15 protein-coding genes and 1 rRNA gene are annotated in these 15,564 nt (G+C 59.3%); 13 read left to right on the forward strand and 3 right to left on the reverse strand.

Going from position 1 to position 15,564, the window contains the following annotated elements; translation table 11 throughout:
- Positions 1-95: 95 nt before the first annotated feature.
- The 6 genes from DLM86_RS26410 to DLM86_RS26435 all read left to right on the forward strand — a co-directional run bounded on the left by DLM86_RS26410 (position 96) and on the right by DLM86_RS26435 (position 5,495).
- Positions 96-581 carry an 8-oxo-dGTP diphosphatase gene (locus DLM86_RS26410; RefSeq protein ID WP_110843064.1) on the forward strand — a complete coding sequence of 162 codons (486 nt, stop codon included), beginning with the start codon at positions 96-98 and terminating at the stop codon, positions 579-581.
- A gap of 264 nt (positions 582-845) precedes the next feature.
- The gene (locus tag DLM86_RS26415) at positions 846-1,880 is read left to right on the forward strand and encodes an ABC transporter ATP-binding protein (RefSeq protein WP_110843065.1); all 1,035 of its coding nucleotides are present in this window, start codon (positions 846-848) and stop codon (positions 1,878-1,880) included.
- The gene (locus DLM86_RS26420) at positions 1,873-2,589 is read left to right on the forward strand and encodes an ABC transporter permease subunit (RefSeq protein ID WP_110843066.1); all 717 of its coding nucleotides are present in this window, start codon (positions 1,873-1,875) and stop codon (positions 2,587-2,589) included. Before DLM86_RS26415 ends, DLM86_RS26420 begins: the two co-directional genes overlap by 8 nt.
- An 11-nt stretch (positions 2,590-2,600) precedes the next feature.
- A complete protein-coding gene (locus tag DLM86_RS26425; protein ID WP_110843067.1) occupies positions 2,601-3,992 on the forward strand; it encodes a GldG family protein in 1,392 nt (463 codons plus the stop codon).
- On the forward strand, positions 3,989-4,930 hold the full coding sequence (locus DLM86_RS26430; RefSeq protein ID WP_110843068.1) for a DUF4340 domain-containing protein: 942 nt from the start codon (positions 3,989-3,991) through the stop codon (positions 4,928-4,930). Before DLM86_RS26425 ends, DLM86_RS26430 begins: the two co-directional genes overlap by 4 nt.
- Before the next feature lie 115 nt (positions 4,931-5,045).
- Complete coding sequence (locus tag DLM86_RS26435; RefSeq protein ID WP_110843069.1) at positions 5,046-5,495, forward strand: effector binding domain-containing protein; 450 nt, start codon at positions 5,046-5,048, stop codon at positions 5,493-5,495.
- A gap of 39 nt (positions 5,496-5,534) precedes the next feature.
- Here the strand turns inward: DLM86_RS26435 and DLM86_RS26440 are convergent, their stop codons facing one another.
- The 3 genes from DLM86_RS26440 to DLM86_RS26450 are packed head-to-tail and all read right to left on the reverse strand — an operon-like array spanning position 5,535 to position 7,458.
- Positions 5,535-6,146, reverse strand: a complete 612-nt coding sequence (locus DLM86_RS26440) for a class I SAM-dependent methyltransferase (protein ID WP_245954929.1) — start codon at positions 6,144-6,146, stop codon at positions 5,535-5,537.
- Positions 6,147-6,175: 29 nt separating this feature from the next.
- A complete protein-coding gene (locus tag DLM86_RS26445) occupies positions 6,176-6,667 on the reverse strand; it encodes a dihydrofolate reductase (RefSeq protein ID WP_110843070.1) in 492 nt (163 codons plus the stop codon).
- Positions 6,664-7,458 carry a thymidylate synthase gene (locus DLM86_RS26450; RefSeq protein WP_110843071.1) on the reverse strand — a complete coding sequence of 265 codons (795 nt, stop codon included), beginning with the start codon at positions 7,456-7,458 and terminating at the stop codon, positions 6,664-6,666. The genes DLM86_RS26445 and DLM86_RS26450 overlap by 4 nt, the downstream gene beginning before the upstream one ends.
- 255 nt (positions 7,459-7,713) lie before the next feature.
- Between DLM86_RS26450 and DLM86_RS26455 the strand changes: the two genes are divergently transcribed.
- From DLM86_RS26455 to DLM86_RS26485, 7 genes are all read left to right on the forward strand, one after another.
- Complete coding sequence (locus tag DLM86_RS26455) at positions 7,714-8,247, forward strand: PspC domain-containing protein (RefSeq protein WP_110843072.1); 534 nt, start codon at positions 7,714-7,716, stop codon at positions 8,245-8,247.
- Between the two features lie 122 nt (positions 8,248-8,369).
- Positions 8,370-8,594 carry a spore coat protein gene (locus DLM86_RS26460; RefSeq protein WP_245954931.1) on the forward strand — a complete coding sequence of 75 codons (225 nt, stop codon included), beginning with the start codon at positions 8,370-8,372 and terminating at the stop codon, positions 8,592-8,594.
- A 57-nt stretch (positions 8,595-8,651) separates the two neighbouring features.
- Complete coding sequence (locus DLM86_RS26465; RefSeq protein WP_110843073.1) at positions 8,652-9,593, forward strand: spore coat protein; 942 nt, start codon at positions 8,652-8,654, stop codon at positions 9,591-9,593.
- 225 nt (positions 9,594-9,818) lie between these two features.
- On the forward strand, positions 9,819-10,526 hold the full coding sequence (pcrB, locus tag DLM86_RS26470; RefSeq protein ID WP_110843074.1) for a heptaprenylglyceryl phosphate synthase: 708 nt from the start codon (positions 9,819-9,821) through the stop codon (positions 10,524-10,526).
- Entirely contained in the window at positions 10,527-12,842 is a 2,316-nt protein-coding gene (gene pcrA / locus DLM86_RS26475; protein WP_110843075.1) for a DNA helicase PcrA, read from the forward strand. It begins immediately after the preceding gene.
- A gap of 312 nt (positions 12,843-13,154) precedes the next feature.
- Positions 13,155-15,158 carry an NAD-dependent DNA ligase LigA gene (gene ligA, locus DLM86_RS26480; RefSeq protein WP_110843089.1) on the forward strand — a complete coding sequence of 668 codons (2,004 nt, stop codon included), beginning with the start codon at positions 13,155-13,157 and terminating at the stop codon, positions 15,156-15,158.
- Positions 15,159-15,458: 300 nt separating this feature from the next.
- Positions 15,459-15,564, forward strand: a 16S ribosomal RNA gene (locus DLM86_RS26485); the annotation flags it as partial.

A 15,564-nucleotide genomic window follows, 5' to 3' on the forward strand; every position in this document is an offset into this window, starting at 1 on the left:
CCGCGAAAAAAGCGGACGGGGCGGTTCCGTTTTTTTATGGTAAAATGTTCAAGTATCGGCCTAGCGCTGAAAACCGGAAGGAGTAACCGTCGACTATGACACAACAGCAATATCCGTTCCGTCACGCGTTATATACGATGTGTCTCGTCGTGGACGGGGACCGCGTACTGCTCGTCAATCGTCCCGACAAGAGGGGATTCCCCGGCTACATCGGACCCGGAGGCAAGGTGGAGCCGACGGAGAGCCTGACCGAAGGGGCCATCCGGGAAGTGCGCGAGGAGACGGGGCTGCGCGTCGGCAATTTGGTCTACAAAGGGTTGGACGAATACGTCGACCCGAAGAAGCATTTTCGCTACATGGTGTTCAATTATATCGCCACCTCGTTCGAGGGCGAGCTCCTGGACCATCCGCCCGAGGGCGAGCTGCGCTGGGTGCCGATCCGCGAGGCGCTCGAGCTGCCGATGCAGCCGTGGTTCAAGCGGCGGTTCCCGCTCTTTTTCGAGGACGGGACGTTTGAAATTTTCGAAGAATGGGACGAGGCGGAGCGGCGGACGATTCGCGCCCGAGTCACCAAGCTGTAGAATCGGTTCGGGCGCAGGCGCCAATGGCACATGTGCGAATACGGGACATCTTTGACCTGCGGATTTTTCCGGGTTGAAGATGTCTTATTTGCGTTTATTTTGTTCACAATTTGGACACAAATTTTTAAGCTTGTTTTCAGATTCGTTTAAGGTTCGATTATTGTTTTGCGGGTATAGTGTTTGTGGTTAAACTGGCTATTGAAACTTCACCGTGCGAACGCGCTTTACCGTTTCGTTGCCGTTATGGAACAAGGAGGGAGCAATGTGCTCGAAGTCAATCAAGTCAGCAAGCTGTACGAGAACGAACGAGGGGTCCGCAACATCGACTTTTCGATGAGCCGGGGCGAAATCGTCGGCTTTTTGGGGCCGAACGGCGCCGGCAAAACGACGACCATGCGCATGATCACGGGATATTTGAACCCGACGAAAGGCACGATCCGGGTCGACGGCCTGTCGATGGCCGACCATCCGCGCAAAGCCCGCCGCAAAATCGGCTACTTGCCGGAGACGCCGCCGCTCTACCCGGAGATGACCGTCTCGTCTTACTTGAAATTCGTCGCCAACCTGCGCGACGTCCCCGTCCGCGAGCAGAAGCAGCGCATCGGCGAGGTGATCGAGAAGCTGGGGCTGCAGGGCCGGGAGAAGCAGGTCATCCGGGGCTTGTCGAAAGGCTACAAGCAGCGTCTCGGCCTCGCCCAGGCGATCGTGCACAAGCCCGATCTGCTCATCATGGACGAGCCGACGTCGGGTCTCGACCCGAAGCAAATTATCGAAATCCGGCAGCTGATCCGCGATCTCGGGGAGAACCATACGGTTCTGCTCAGCACGCACATTTTGCCGGAAGTGAACGCGATCTGCAACCGGGTGCTCATCATCAATCAAGGGCGCATCGTGCTCGACGAGCATCCGGAGCATATTGCGGGCTCGATGGGGGAATCGTTCGAAGTCCGTCTCGAGGTGAAGGGACCGAAGGAGGACGTCAAGCGGGAGCTGCTCGAGCTGCCCGGCGTCGGCTCCGTCAAGGAGCTGGAGCGCGAGTCGGCCGGGATGGAGCCGGAGACGGCGCTGCTTCGCGTCGTGTCCAAGGACCGGGCCGACATCCGCGAGGCGGTATTTTATCGGATGGCCGAACGCGGGTATCCGATTCTCGAGATGAAGAAGGAAAGCTTGAGCCTGGAAGATATTTTCCTGAAGCTGACGACCGACGAGAAGGAAGTCGCCGAATCCGGCTTACAGGACGAACAAGAGCAGGAGCAGAAGCTGGAGCACCAACAGCCGGAGGTGGAGGACCGTGCGTAGAGCGATGGCCATCTGCAGCAAGGAGCTGCAATCGTACTTCTATTCGCCGACCGTGTACGTGGCGTTTGCGGTATACGTGCTGATGTCGAGCATCATGTTCTATCTCAACTTCGTGTTGACCAATTACAGCATCGTCGACGTCCGACTGGTCGTCGGCAATACGTCGTTCATCTACTTGTTCATCATTCCGCTGCTGACGATGCGGCTCGTCTCCGAGGAGTTCCGGCAAGGGACGGACGAGCTGCTGCTGACGTCGCCCGCAGGCATCGGCGAAATCGTCGCGGGCAAATATATGGCCGCGCTGACGCTCATGCTGCTCCTTGTCGGCAGCAGCCTGATCTACCCGTGGATCATGTCCGGCTTCGGCGATCTCGAGCAGCCGGTGCTGTGGCTGTCGTACTTGAGCATGTTTTTGCTCGGCGCGGCGATGATGGCGATCGGGCTGTTCTCCTCGACGCTGTCGAGCAACCAGATGGTGGCGGGGATCGCCGGCTTCGTCATTTTGCTGCTGCTGTGGATCGTCGATTGGATGGCCGACGGCTTCGGCGGCAAATTCCGCGAGTACATCGTCCAGTTCTCGCTGACCGCGCGGCAAGCGAACCTGCAGAAGGGCGTGTTCCATCTGGCCGACGTGCTGTTCTACGTCATGCTGATCGCCGTCTTTCTCGTGCTGAGCATTCAGACGCTGGAACGCAAACGTTGGAGATAGGGGGAAGAGACGTGAACAAGTGGATCAAGGGTACGAACGCGACGGTGCTGTCCATCGCCGTGATCGGGATATTCATCATCGTTACGCTCTTCCTGAATTCCTTGAAAGGAATCCAATGGGACCTGAGCGCCAATAAAAAATATTCGCTGTCCGAGCAGACGACGAAAATGTTGAAGGAGCTCGACAAAGACGTCAAAGTGACGCTGTTCACCGGCGGATCGTCGGCGGACGACAGCGTCATGTACCGGGACATCCGGGACATGCTGAACGAATACGAGAAGCGGTCCGGCAAAATCGCATTCGAGGAAGTTGACCCGAACCGCGAGCCGACGAAGGCGCAGCAGTACCAGATCGACCAAGCGGGCACGATCGTGTTCGAGCTGGGCGACAAGCAGAAGAAGGTGTACAGCTACGAGCTGTTCGGCGCGGGCTCGGCGCAAGGCTCCTACCAATTTAGCGGCGAGGAGAAGTTTACGCAGGCGATTCTCGGGCTGACGTCGGACGTCAAGCACCCGGTCTATTTCCTGACCGGCCACGGCGAGCTCACCTCCTCGCAAACGTCGACGCTCCGCTCGTCGCTCGAAGGCGAAAACTACGTCGTCAAGGAGCTGAACCTGTACAAGGAAGGCAAAATTCCCGACGACGCCGAAGCGGTCTTCATCCTCGGTCCGCAAAACGACCTCGACGCGAAGGAGACGTCGCTGCTCAAAGAGTTCGTGAACGGCAAAGGCAAGCTGTTCGTCGCGCTCGGCTATTCGAAGGACATCAAAAACATGAAAAACGTCGACGATATGCTGGCCGCGATCAACGTGAAAGATTCGCAGGCGGTCGTCGTCGAGACCGGCCGCACGCTGCTGGGCGATCCGTTCACGATCGTCCCGAATTACCAGTACCACGACATTACGAAAGACTTGTCCGAACAAAATCGCGTGACGATATTCCCGGTCGCGCTCGCGTTTACGACCGACACGGCCAACGCCGACTGGAAAGCGACCGCGCTGCTGCGGTCGACCGACAAGGCGTTCGGCGAAACCGACATGGCCCAGCTCACGTCCGGCAAGGCGAAGCAGGACCCGGCCGACCCGAAGGGACCGCACGACGTCGCTTACGCGATCCAGAACAAGGACAATAAGCCGAAGGCGATCGTGCTGGGCAACGCCCAGTTTTTGCAGGATCAGATCATCGTCGAGCAGGGCAACCGCGACTTCGCCTTGAACAGCATCAACTGGCTGCAGGAGCAAACCGACCTCGTCACGATCCGCCCGCGGGAGGAGGCGGCGATGCAGCAGGCATTCATTATGCCGAATCAGGCGAAGTGGATTTTCTACGGCACGATCGTCATTTTCCCGCTCGCGATATTGCTGGTCGGGGGAGCGATCTGGTGGAGGAGGAGAAAAGGATGAAACGGTTCATCCCGACGATCGTTCTCGTCGTCGTATGCATCGGGGCGTTCTGGTATGCTTCCACGCAGTCGTTTTTCAAGAAGAAGGACGAGGAGACGGCGTCCAAGCCGCTCGTCGCGGTCAAATCCGACGACGTTACGGGCGTGAAAATCAAGGAAGGCGGGCTGGAGTTCCAGAAGAAGGACGGACAGTGGGCGATGGTGAAGCCGTCCGTGTATCCGCTCGAATCGAACGCCGTGGAGGGCTGGCTTGCGGGCTTTACGTCGCTCACGCATGACGGGGAAGTCGAGGCCAACCCGGCCGACCTGTCCGTATTCGGCCTAAAGGACCCGGCCAAGGAGTACGAAGTGACGCTTGCGGACGGCTCCGTCAAAACCGTGCAGATCGGCTCTCCGCTGCCGATCGCCGGCCATTTCTACGCGAAGCTGAAGGACGCGCCGGCCGTCTACAAGCTGCCCGAGCAGGAGGCGACGTCGCTTGCGAAGGACGCGTTCGGCTTCATGAACAAGACGCCGGTCAAAATGACGTACAACGAAGTGTCCGGCTTGCAGGTCGATTGGAAGGGCGCGAGCAAGTCGATCGTCAAGTCCGAGCCGGCGAAGACGGCGAGCGAGTCGGCATGGAAGCTCGGCGACCAGGAGCTGAAAGGAAGCGACGCCGAGACGATGCTCGATAAGCTGCTGCTCATGACGACCGCGGTGCCGGTCCGTCCGGCGTCGGAGCTCAAGCTGGATGCGGCGGAGCTGAAGCTGACCGTCAAGTCGACGAAGGACGGCACCGAGTCGACGAACGCGTACGCGGGCAAGGTCGACGGCGACAACGTCTGGATCGTCAAGCAGGGCGACGCGTGGGCGTACGCGGTGCCGACCGCGACGATTCAAGAGCTGTTCGACGCGATGAAGGTGCCGGAAGCGAAGCCGGCCTCGGAATCGAAATAATGCGAAGCGGGGGGACTGTCCGAAATCGGACGGTCCTTTTTTTGCGCGTCTCCCGTATGGTTTGTGCGCTCCCCTGCGTTCCTTGGAACGATACGAATAACAGGAGGAATCGTGCATGCTGGAGTGCGGCATCATTCATCGAGAGGCGACGCATCTGGTGGGACTGAGCTATGCGGGGCCGTTCCCGCAATCGTTCCCGCAAGGAGCGATCGACGTGCAGAGGCGTTTTTGGAAGAGAAGGCATGAAGTGGCTCACCCGGCCCGGGAGGGCGTCTTGTTCTCCCCTCATTCGGCCAACGAAAGCTTCGCCACGTACTGGGCGGCTTATCAGGTGGAACGAATCGAGTCCGTGCCCGAGGACATGGTCGGCATTACGCTTCCGGCTCATACGTATGCGCGAGTGCAGTGCACGAACCGGTCGATCGGGCAGGGCTACACCGATTTGCACCGGTGGATCGAGGAGCGGGGCCACCGGCCGCTGCGCAACGCCTGTACCGTGGAAGTGTTTCATATCCGGGAGGCGGAGGAAGAGCCGGTGGAGATTTGGATTCCGATCGAAGGATGAGACGACAGAAGCGGCCGGGATGCGTCCCGACCGCTTTCCTTATGCCTTCAGCACGAGCGATTGGAAGTGCGGATTGCCCTCGCCAAGATACTCCGTTTCGAAATAGAGCACCTCGAACACGTCACTTACCGCCTGCCGCAGCCGCTCGTCCGTATACATGGCGAAAAACCGTTTCGGCTCGTACGTATCGTTTTCCCATACGCCCTCGGAGTCTTTGCCGCCGTATACGCCCATGTAGAACAGCCCTCCCGGCTTCAGCACGCGGCGAATTTCCTCCAGCGCGCCCTTCAGCTCCCGCTTCGGCACGTGCAGCAGGCAGTTCAAGCCATAGACGGCGTCGAACGAGCCGTCCCCGAAGCCGAGCTCGTGGAACGTCCGCACCTCCGCCTTCAGTCCTTTCTCCCGGCACAGCCGCACCATCTCCGGCGATTGATCGGTACACGTCACGTCGAGTCCTTGTTCTTGGAAAAACTGTCCGTCCCGCCCGGGGCCGGAGCCGATCTCGAGCAGCGTTTCGGCGTTCCGCTCGCGCAGCATGTCCAGAAAACGCCCCCGCTCGCGAATTTTCCAGTCGGCGATGTTCATATGGTTTCGTTCTTCGGCGTGGCGGTTATAGGCGGAGGTCAAGTCCGCGGAATAGGGGTTGTTCAAAGGATACAGCCTCCCGGTTTCTCATTCTTTCAAATCGATTTTCGCCTGTACGTCAGAAACGCATGCGGGTACGCATTTTTCTCGTCGACCGTGCCGGGCCGGCGTTCGGCCACCTCCCACTCGGACGGATCGATGGCGGGGAAATGGGCGTCGCCCTCGAACGTTTCGCCGATCTCCGTCACGTACAACGTATCCGCCAGCGGGAAGAAGAGCGCGTACACCTCCGAGCCGCCGATGACGAACAGCCCTTCGCCGGCCGCGGCGCGAACCGCCTCCTCCGCCGTACGGACGACCGTGCAGCCTTCCGCCTTGTACGCGGGATCCCGCGTCAGGACGATGTTCGTCCGGCCCGGCAGCGGCTTGCCGATCGATTCGTACGTCTTGCGCCCCATGACGACCGGATGTCCCATCGTCGTCCGCTTGAAGAACGCCATGTCCGCCGGCAGCCGCCAAGGCAGCTTGTTGTCCCGCCCGATCAGCCGGTTGCGGTCCATCGCGACGATCATCGCGATGCGGCTCATACGGCGACCTCTCCTTTGATGCGCGGATGCGGGTCGTAGCCGATCAGCTCGAAATCTTCGTACCGGAAGTCGAAGATCGACTTCACGTCGGGATTGAGCCGCATCATCGGAAGCGGGCGGGGCTCCCGGGTCAGCTGCAGCTTCACCTGCTCCAGATGGTTCGAATAAATATGGGCGTCGCCGAGCGTATGCACGAAGTGCCCCGGCTTCAGCCCCGTCACTTGGGCCATCATCATCGTGAGCAGCGCATAGGAGGCGATATTGAACGGCACGCCGAGGAAGACGTCCGCGCTGCGCTGGTAGAGCTGACACGAGAGCTTCCCGTCCGCCACGTAAAACTGGAACAGGCAGTGGCACGGGGCGAGCGCCATCTTGTCGAGGTCCGCGACGTTCCACGCGCTGACGATCATGCGGCGGGAATCCGGATTGTTGCGAATTTGGTCGAGGACGACCGCGATCTGGTCGACCGCGCCGCCGTCCGGCTTCGGCCACGACCGCCATTGATGGCCGTAGACCGGACCGAGGTCGCCGTTCTCGTCGGCCCACTCGTCCCAGATCGTCACGTTGTGCTCGTGCAGGTAGCCGACATTCGTATCCCCTCGCAAAAACCAAAGCAGCTCGTGAATGATCGAACGCACGTGCAGTTTCTTGGTCGTGAGCAGGGGGAAGCCCTGCTCCAGATCGAATCGCATTTGATAGCCGAATATGCTGATCGTGCCCGTACCGGTTCGGTCCGATTTGGCCACGCCTTCGTTCAAGATCGTCTCGCACAGCTGCAAGTAGGATTTCATGACCGTTTTCCTCTCCTCGTTACGAAAGTCGCGAAAACCCGAAAGGCCGAACTTCCGCTGTCCATTTCTCGAATTTTATATTACCATAAGGGAGGGGCTCGCCGATACGTCGCTCTCGGATTCCGGCTTCCCCGACTTAGGTCCAGTCCGAATACCACCCCCGGTCCGTTTTGGGCTCGGGCGCGATTCCCTATACTAAAAGCATAAGGTCGGGCCGCAAGAAGGCCGGCTAATCCACATAAAGGTGATGTCTTCATGAAAAAACTGTACCGGTCCCGTAGAGACAGCAAGCTGTTCGGCTTATGCGGCGGGCTGGCCGAACTGCTGAATGTCGATTCCACGCTGCTGCGCGTTGTATTGTTGGTCACTACCTTTTTTACCGGAGGCACGCTCATCCCGATTTATTTTATCGCCTGCCTCGTCATTCCGAAGGAGCCCGCCTTCGATCCGTTCTACAACCCGCCGGGGTTCGGCTATACCGGACGTCCGGAGTACGGGCCGCAGCACAACTCGTACTACGGCGGCGGCTCTTACGGGAGCCAGCATCAGCCGTACGGGACTTCGTCCTACTCGAGCGGCTACGGATCGAAGCCGCCCGCATACGGTCCCGTATCCGGTCCGGGCCCGCAACCGGGGCCGGCGACGCCGTCCGCATCCGGGCCGATGCCGAAGCCGCCGGCTTCCAGCATCGACGAGATGATGGGAGAGCTCGAGAAGAAGGCGCTGCAAAAAGAAATCGAAGAGCTGCGCGCCAAGCTGGCGCAATACGAGAAAAAAGACGACAACTGAGTCTCCGAAGCCGTGGAAGCAACCGCTCCGCGGCTTTTTTGTCGCGTTTTTCTGCAATTCGTACATAGTTTGGATAAAATTGGGCACCTTAATCAGGTACAACTCGAAAGGAGGTGCTTTCCGTGTACAACCAGCAATCGATGTCGAACATGAGCGCCAAAGAGTTTTCGTACATAGCCGACTGCCTGAAAAACGAAGAAATGCTCGCCAAGCTTTGCGCCCAAGGCGCCGTCGAATCGCAAAACCCGCAAATCCGACAAACGTTCGCCCGTATGGCGGCGGACCGTTACGGCCATTACGAGCAGCTGCTCCGGACGCTGCAGCAAAACGCTCCAGTTTCCCATTAAGCCCGCAAAACCTATCGCGATCGCGATGATCGGCAAATTATCGGAGGTGTACGTCCCATGAACTATTATCCCGCGTCGTCGGCGCAGCAAGGATTCGGCCAGCAGATGCAGGCGGGCCGTCTTCACGACGAAGACATCGCCAACCTGATCCTCGGCGAATTGAAGCGGTTCGCCCGCGAGTATACGACGGCGGCGCTCGAGTCGAGCAACCCGTCGATCCGCCACACGTTCGAGCAGCTCGTGGCGCATACGCTGCGCGACCAGAACGAGCTGTACCGGGCGATGAGCCAGAACAACATGTACGGCCAGCCGACTCCGGCTCAGCAGCAGGAAGTGCAGAAGGAGCTGCAGAAGCAAAGCCGCACCCTCGGCGAGCTGCAGACGTTCCTCCAGCAAACGATAGGCGGAGGCGCGTCGGCCGCTTACGGCCAGCAGCCGCAATCCGGCTCGTACCCGACGCAGCCGGCTTACGGCTACGCGTCCGGCAACGGCGCATACGGCTCCGCTTACGGGCAGGAAGGCTACGCCTCGATGCCGCGTTCCTCGTACGCCGAGCCGCAGGCGCGTTCCGCCACCGGAGCGCAATCGCCGTACGAAACGCTTTCCCAGCAATCGGACGCCCCGTCGGCCTATCAGACGAGAAGCCCGTCCGCCGGCGCCTATTCGAATCCGAACCAGCAAACCGGGTACGGCGGTCTGGCGTTCGACTCTTCGTTTCCGCTGAACAGCTCCGGCAGCTCCGGCGGCGTTTCCGGCTCCGTTTCATCGTCCTACGGGACCGGCGCCTCCTCGAGCCCGTCGCACTCGAGCGCGACTTCGTCCGGATCGTCGTCGTCTGCGGCGGCTTCGGCCGGTTCTTCGTATCAATCCGCGTCCCACGGCGCCGACTACAATACGATGGATTCCACGGCGTACGGCGGTCATACGAGCGGTTCGTCGGATTTCGAGTCCGATAAGAAAGGCAAGAAGAACGAATCCGCCGGCAAATACGGCGTCTGATCGCTCTAGGCCCGGCAAGCGAAGCACCCTGCGGATCCGCTCCGTCAGGGTGTTTTCGCTATGCCGTTTTTTTCGTTCCGGAAGGAAACGGCACGGTTGCGAACATACATTCGCTTGGGTTATGATGGAGCAAAGGAATCCCATTTGACACCCCCGGAACGCTCGCATAGACTGAGATTAGTTAGAACCGCAAGGAAGAACGACCGATATTCGGAGGGTAAGAGGTTGCATATCGACATCAACGGCTGGAAGCACGTCTTCAAGCTGGATCCCGACCGGGACATCGACGATTCGGCGCTGGAGCGGCTTTGCCTGTCCGGCACGGACGCCGTCATGGTCGGCGGGACGACCGGCGTGACGTTCGACAATACGGTGGACTTGCTGTCGCGAATCCGCCGCTTCGAGGTCCCCTGCGCATTGGAAATATCGAACCCGGACGCCATCGTGCCGGGCTTTGATTTGTACTTCATCCCTGTCGTGCTGAACGCGGGCGATCCGGACTGGATCGTCGGTCACCATCACCGCGCCGTGAAGGAATACGGACCGATGATGCAGTGGGAGCAGATCGTGCCGGAAGGATACGTCATCGTCAACGGCGACTGCTCGGCGGCCCGAGTGACCGGCGCCCGCACGGAGCTGGATCCGGACGACGCCGTCGCTTACGCGAGAATGGCGGAGCGGCTGTTCCGTTTTCCGGTCGTCTACATCGAATACAGCGGGACGTTCGGCGACATGGAGCTGGTCAAGCGTGCGGCGGCTTCGCTCGGCGGCGCGCGGCTGTTTTACGGAGGCGGCATCGACGGAGCGGAGAGGGCTCGTCAAGCGGCCGAAGCGGCTCATACGATCGTCGTCGGCAACGTCATCTACGAGAATCTGGACCGCGCCCTCGAGACGGTCCCGGCGAATCCAGACGGAACGGAGAGGTTGGCTTAAATGAACGGAAGCATCGATATTCACGCGGCGGTGGCGAAGCTGAACAAGGAGCAGCGCGAGGCGGTCGAGGCGTTGAGCGGGCCGGTCCTGATCATGGCGGGGGCGGGGAGCGGCAAGACGCGCGTCCTGACGCACCGGATCGCCTACTTGATCGCCACGCGCAAGGCGGCCCCTTGGAGCATTCTGGCCATCACGTTTACCAATAAAGCGGCTCGCGAGATGCAGGAGCGGGTTCAGAAGATCGCCGGTCCTTCCGCATCGGACATCTGGGTGTCGACCTTTCACTCGATGTGCGTGCGCATTTTGCGGCGGGATATCGAGCGGATCGGCTACTCGTCGAACTTCTCGATTCTCGATTCGACCGACCAGCTTTCCGTCATCCGCAACTGCATGAAGGAACTGAACATCGATACGAAAAAATTCGAGCCGAAGGCGGTCCAAGCCGAGCTGGGCAACGCCAAGAACGAGCTGGTGACGCCCGATCGGTACGAACGCAAAGTCGGCGACTATTTCCAAGGCATCGTGGCCAAGGTGTACGCCCTGTATCAGAAGAAGCTGAAGGCGAACAACTCGCTCGATTTCGACGATCTGATCATGAAGACGATCGAGCTGTTCCAGCAAGTGCCCGAGGTGCTCGATTTTTACCAGAACAAGTTCCAGTACATCCACGTGGACGAATACCAGGATACGAACCGCGCCCAATACATGCTGTGCCGGATGCTGGCGGACAAGCACCACAACATCTGCGTCGTCGGCGACAGCGACCAGTCGATCTACCGTTGGCGCGGAGCGGACATCTCGAATATTTTGAACTTCGAGAAGGATTATCCGGAATCGCGCACGATTTACCTTGAGCAGAACTACCGGTCCACGTCGAACATTCTCGACGCGGCCAACGCCGTCATCAACAACAACACCGGGCGCAAGCCGAAGAAGCTGTGGACGGACAAGGACGGCGGCAGCAAGCTGGTCCGGTACGAAGCCGGCTCCGAGCACGAGGAAGGCTACTTCGTCGCAGGGGAAATTTTAAAGAATTACAAGCAGGGAAAGCCGTACTCGCATCATGCCATCCTGTACCGGACGAACGCCCAGTCCCGGGTAATCGAGGAAATCCTGATCAAATCGGACATCCCGTATCAAATCGTCGGCGGCATCAAGTTCTACGACCGTAAAGAGATTAAGGACATTCTCGCTTACTTGCGCCTCATCTCGAACCCGGACGACGACATCAGCTTGCGGCGGATTATCAACGTGCCGAAGCGGGGCATCGGGGATACGACGCTGGATAAGCTGGCGGAGGCGGCCGCAGCGCGAGGAGTCTCGATATTCGCCGTGCTGGAGCAGGCGGACGGATTGGATTTGAGCGCGAGGTTCAAAGGGACGCTGCTCGATTTTTACGGCATGATCCGCAATTTGAATGCGATGATCGAGTATTTGTCCGTAACCGAGCTGACCGAGAAGATGCTCGAGATGACCGGCTACCGCGAGGAGCTGCGCCGCGAGAACACGATCGAGTCGAAGTCGCGGCTCGAGAACATCGACGAGTTTCTGTCCGTTACGCTCGATTTCGAGAAGCGGAGCGAAGAGAAGTCGCTTGTCGCCTTCTTGACGGATCTCGCCCTCATCGCCGATATCGACACGATGGACAAGGAAGACGACGGCAGCGACAAAGACGCCATCATACTCATGACGATGCATAGCGCCAAAGGTCTGGAATTTCCCGTCGTGTTCATTATCGGCATGGAGGAAGGGGTGTTCCCTCACAGCCGCGCGTTTCTCGACAACGAGGAGCTGGAAGAGGAGCGCCGGCTCGCCTATGTCGGCATCACCAGGGCGGAAGAGAAGCTGTATTTGACGTGCGCCCGGATGCGCACGCTGTTCGGGAAGACGACGGCCAATGCGCCGTCGCGGTTTTTCAAGGAAATTCCGAGCGAGCTGGTCGAGCCCGTCGGCGGTTACGGGGGCGGCCCCGCTTACGGCGCCGGCGGGTATGGCGCGCGCAGCGGCGGCGCATCGCCGTACGGCTCCGCCGGACGGAGCGCCTACGGCTCGCCGGCCGGCAGCACGATCGGCGCGGCGCCCTCGGCCGCGAGCCGGGCGGCCGCTTCGGCGACGGCGCGACCGGCTGCCGCCGGAGGCGGTGGTGCCGCGATCGCGTACGCCAACGGCGACAAGGTCAGCCACGGCAAGTGGGGGACCGGCGTCGTCGTGGCGGTGAAGGGCTCCGGCGACGAAACGGAGCTGAATATCGCGTTCCCCGCACCGGTAGGCGTCAAGCGATTGCTGGCGAAATTCGCCCCGATCACGAAGCTGTAAGCGAACACGCTTGTATCGGCTGCCGACTTCCATATTTTTCGAGTCGAGGGGCCGTGCTATAATACAGAAATGGAAACGGAATAGACCGCCGGCTTAGGGGGCGGTCTATCGATATCCTTGAGAAGACACCGCTCGTCATAGCGGCCGCGGTGCCCATGGAGCCGGTCGCGCCGGCTCCTTTCTTCTAATGGCTTTACTATTTCCCTCGCACTTTTCCTGCAATCATGCCATTATTTTCAATTTCCCGACCATACTACAACTATCGATCTTATTTCTTTTCAAGAGAGGATGAAATCGAACGTGGCCGATGCGATGGAAACGATGAAAAGCTTGATCGAACAAATCGAGCACCACAATTACCAGTATTACACGCTGGATCAGCCGACCATCAGCGACAAAGACTACGACGAGCTTTACGACCGTCTTGTGGCGCTGGAGAAGGAGACCGGGGTAACGCTGCCGAATTCGCCGACGCTCCGGGTCGGAGGGGAGCTGCTGGAAGGGTTTCAGCCTCATCGGCACCTTGCCCGGCTGTGGAGCCTCGACAAGGCGCAAAATGTGGATGATTTGAACGCTTGGCATACCCGCGTGCTGAAGCTGATCAACGACCATAACACGATGAATCCGGACGAGCCGCTGCCCCCTCCTACGTTCGTCGTCGAGCTGAAATTCGACGGGCTGTCGCTTAATTTGACCTACGACGGGGGCCGGCTGGTTCAAGCCTCGACACGAGGCAACGGCGTAGTAGGCGAGGGCATTCTCGCTCAAGTGAAGACGATCCGATCCATCCCGCTCGAAATCCCTTACAAGGACGGCATTATCGAGGTGCAGGGCGAAGGCATGATGTTTTTGTCCGTGTTCGAGAAATATAACGAAACCGCCGCCGAGCCGCTCAAAAACCCGCGCAATGCCGCGGCGGGAGCGCTGCGTAACCTGAACCCGAAGACGACGGCGGAACGGAAACTGAACGCGTTCATCTATAATGTAGGGTATTCCGACAACATCACATTCCGAGATCATCGCGAGATGGTGCAGTTTTTGCGCGACAATCGTTTCAAGGTCAACCCGTACGTCCAATTTTTCGATTCGATCGAGGAGGTGGCGGCCGAGCTGCAGCGGTTGGAGAGCGTGCGGCACGAATTCGACTACCTGATCGACGGTGCGGTCGTCAAGATCAACGACATGCGCACGCGCGAGGTGTTCGGCTATACCGACAAGTTCCCGCGTTGGGCGGTTGCGTTCAAGTTCGAAGCGGAGGAAGCGACGACGACCCTCCTGTCGGTATCGTGGGAAGTCGGCCGTACCGGCAAACTGACGCCGGTCGCCACGGTGGAGCCGGTCGACATCGCCGGCGTAACGGTTCAGAAATGCACGCTTAACAATATCGGCGACATCGAACGCAAAAACTTGAAGTTTGCGCTCGGCACATCCGTCTTCATCCGCCGCTCGAACGACGTCATTCCGGAAATACTCGGTAAGGCGACGGACGAGCAGGACGGAGCGGAGGTCGTCTTCCCGACGCATTGTCCCGCCTGCGGCACCGAGCTCGAGCAGCGGGGCGCCCATCTGTTCTGCCCGAATCGGCTCGGCTGCAAGCCGCAAATGATCGGACGCATTACCCATTTCGCGTCCCGGGACGCGATGGACATCGAGACGTTCAGCGTCATGACGGCGGAGCAGTTATATGAAGAGCTCGGCGTGCGCGACCCGTCCGACTTGTTTTATTTGCAATTTGACGATTTGGTCAAGCTGCAGCGGTTCGGGGATAAAAAGGCGAAGAAGCTGCTCGAGTCGATCGAGAAATGCAAAACGCGCGATCTCGCGTCGTTCTTGTTCGCGCTCGGCATTCCCAATACGGGGAAGACGACGACGAAATCGCTTGCCGACCATTACGGAAGCTTGGAGAAGCTGATGGCGGCGACGGCCGAGGAGCTCGTCGCGATCCCGGATATCGGCGGAATTGTCGCGGAGAGCATCGTTACGTTTTTCGCCGATCCGCTTATGGTGCGCAGCATCGAACGGATGCTGGCGGCCGGCGTGAAGCCGTTCGTCGAAGAGAAGGCGGCGGCTGCCAATCCCGAGCATCCGCTGTTCGGGAAGACGGTCGTCTTGACCGGAACGTTGACGTCGATGGGCAGGGACGAGGCGTCGAAAAAGCTGGAGGCGCTCGGGGCGAAGGTGACGGGCAGCGTTTCGAAGAAAACGGACCTCGTCATTGCCGGAGAGAGTGCCGGGAGCAAGCTCGCGAAAGCGAAGGAGCTCGGCATTCCGGTAATCGAGAACGAAGAGGAGCTGCTTCGTTTGCTGGAGAGCTGATCCGGTTAACGATCGGGAAAGGCGCCGTCGTATCGGTTACGACGGCGTTTTTTCCTTTCCGGATTTCCCCATGGAACGGCTGACAAAAATTGATTTCGAGCAAGTTCGGCTAGGGTGTTGCATTTCGTTTTTAAACCTGCTATTATATGTTCTTGTCACGACATGATTCGCCAATCACGAGCCGAGCAACAAGGCGTGACGGGCCATGTTCGACAACAAAGTTCCTTGAAAACTGAACAAATGAAACGGACCATTAAGTCAGTACGAATTGAGCAATCGGCTCATCCAATAAGCAGTACCTTTTTGGAGAGTTTGATCCTGGCTCAGGACGAACGCTGGCGGCGTGCCTAATACATGCAAGTCGAGCGAGTCTCTTCGGAGGCTAGCGGCGGACGGGTGAGTAACA

This window comes from Paenibacillus flagellatus (genome assembly GCF_003217775.1).
Lineage (GTDB): Bacteria > Bacillota > Bacilli > Paenibacillales > NBRC-103111 > Paenibacillus_AB > Paenibacillus_AB flagellatus.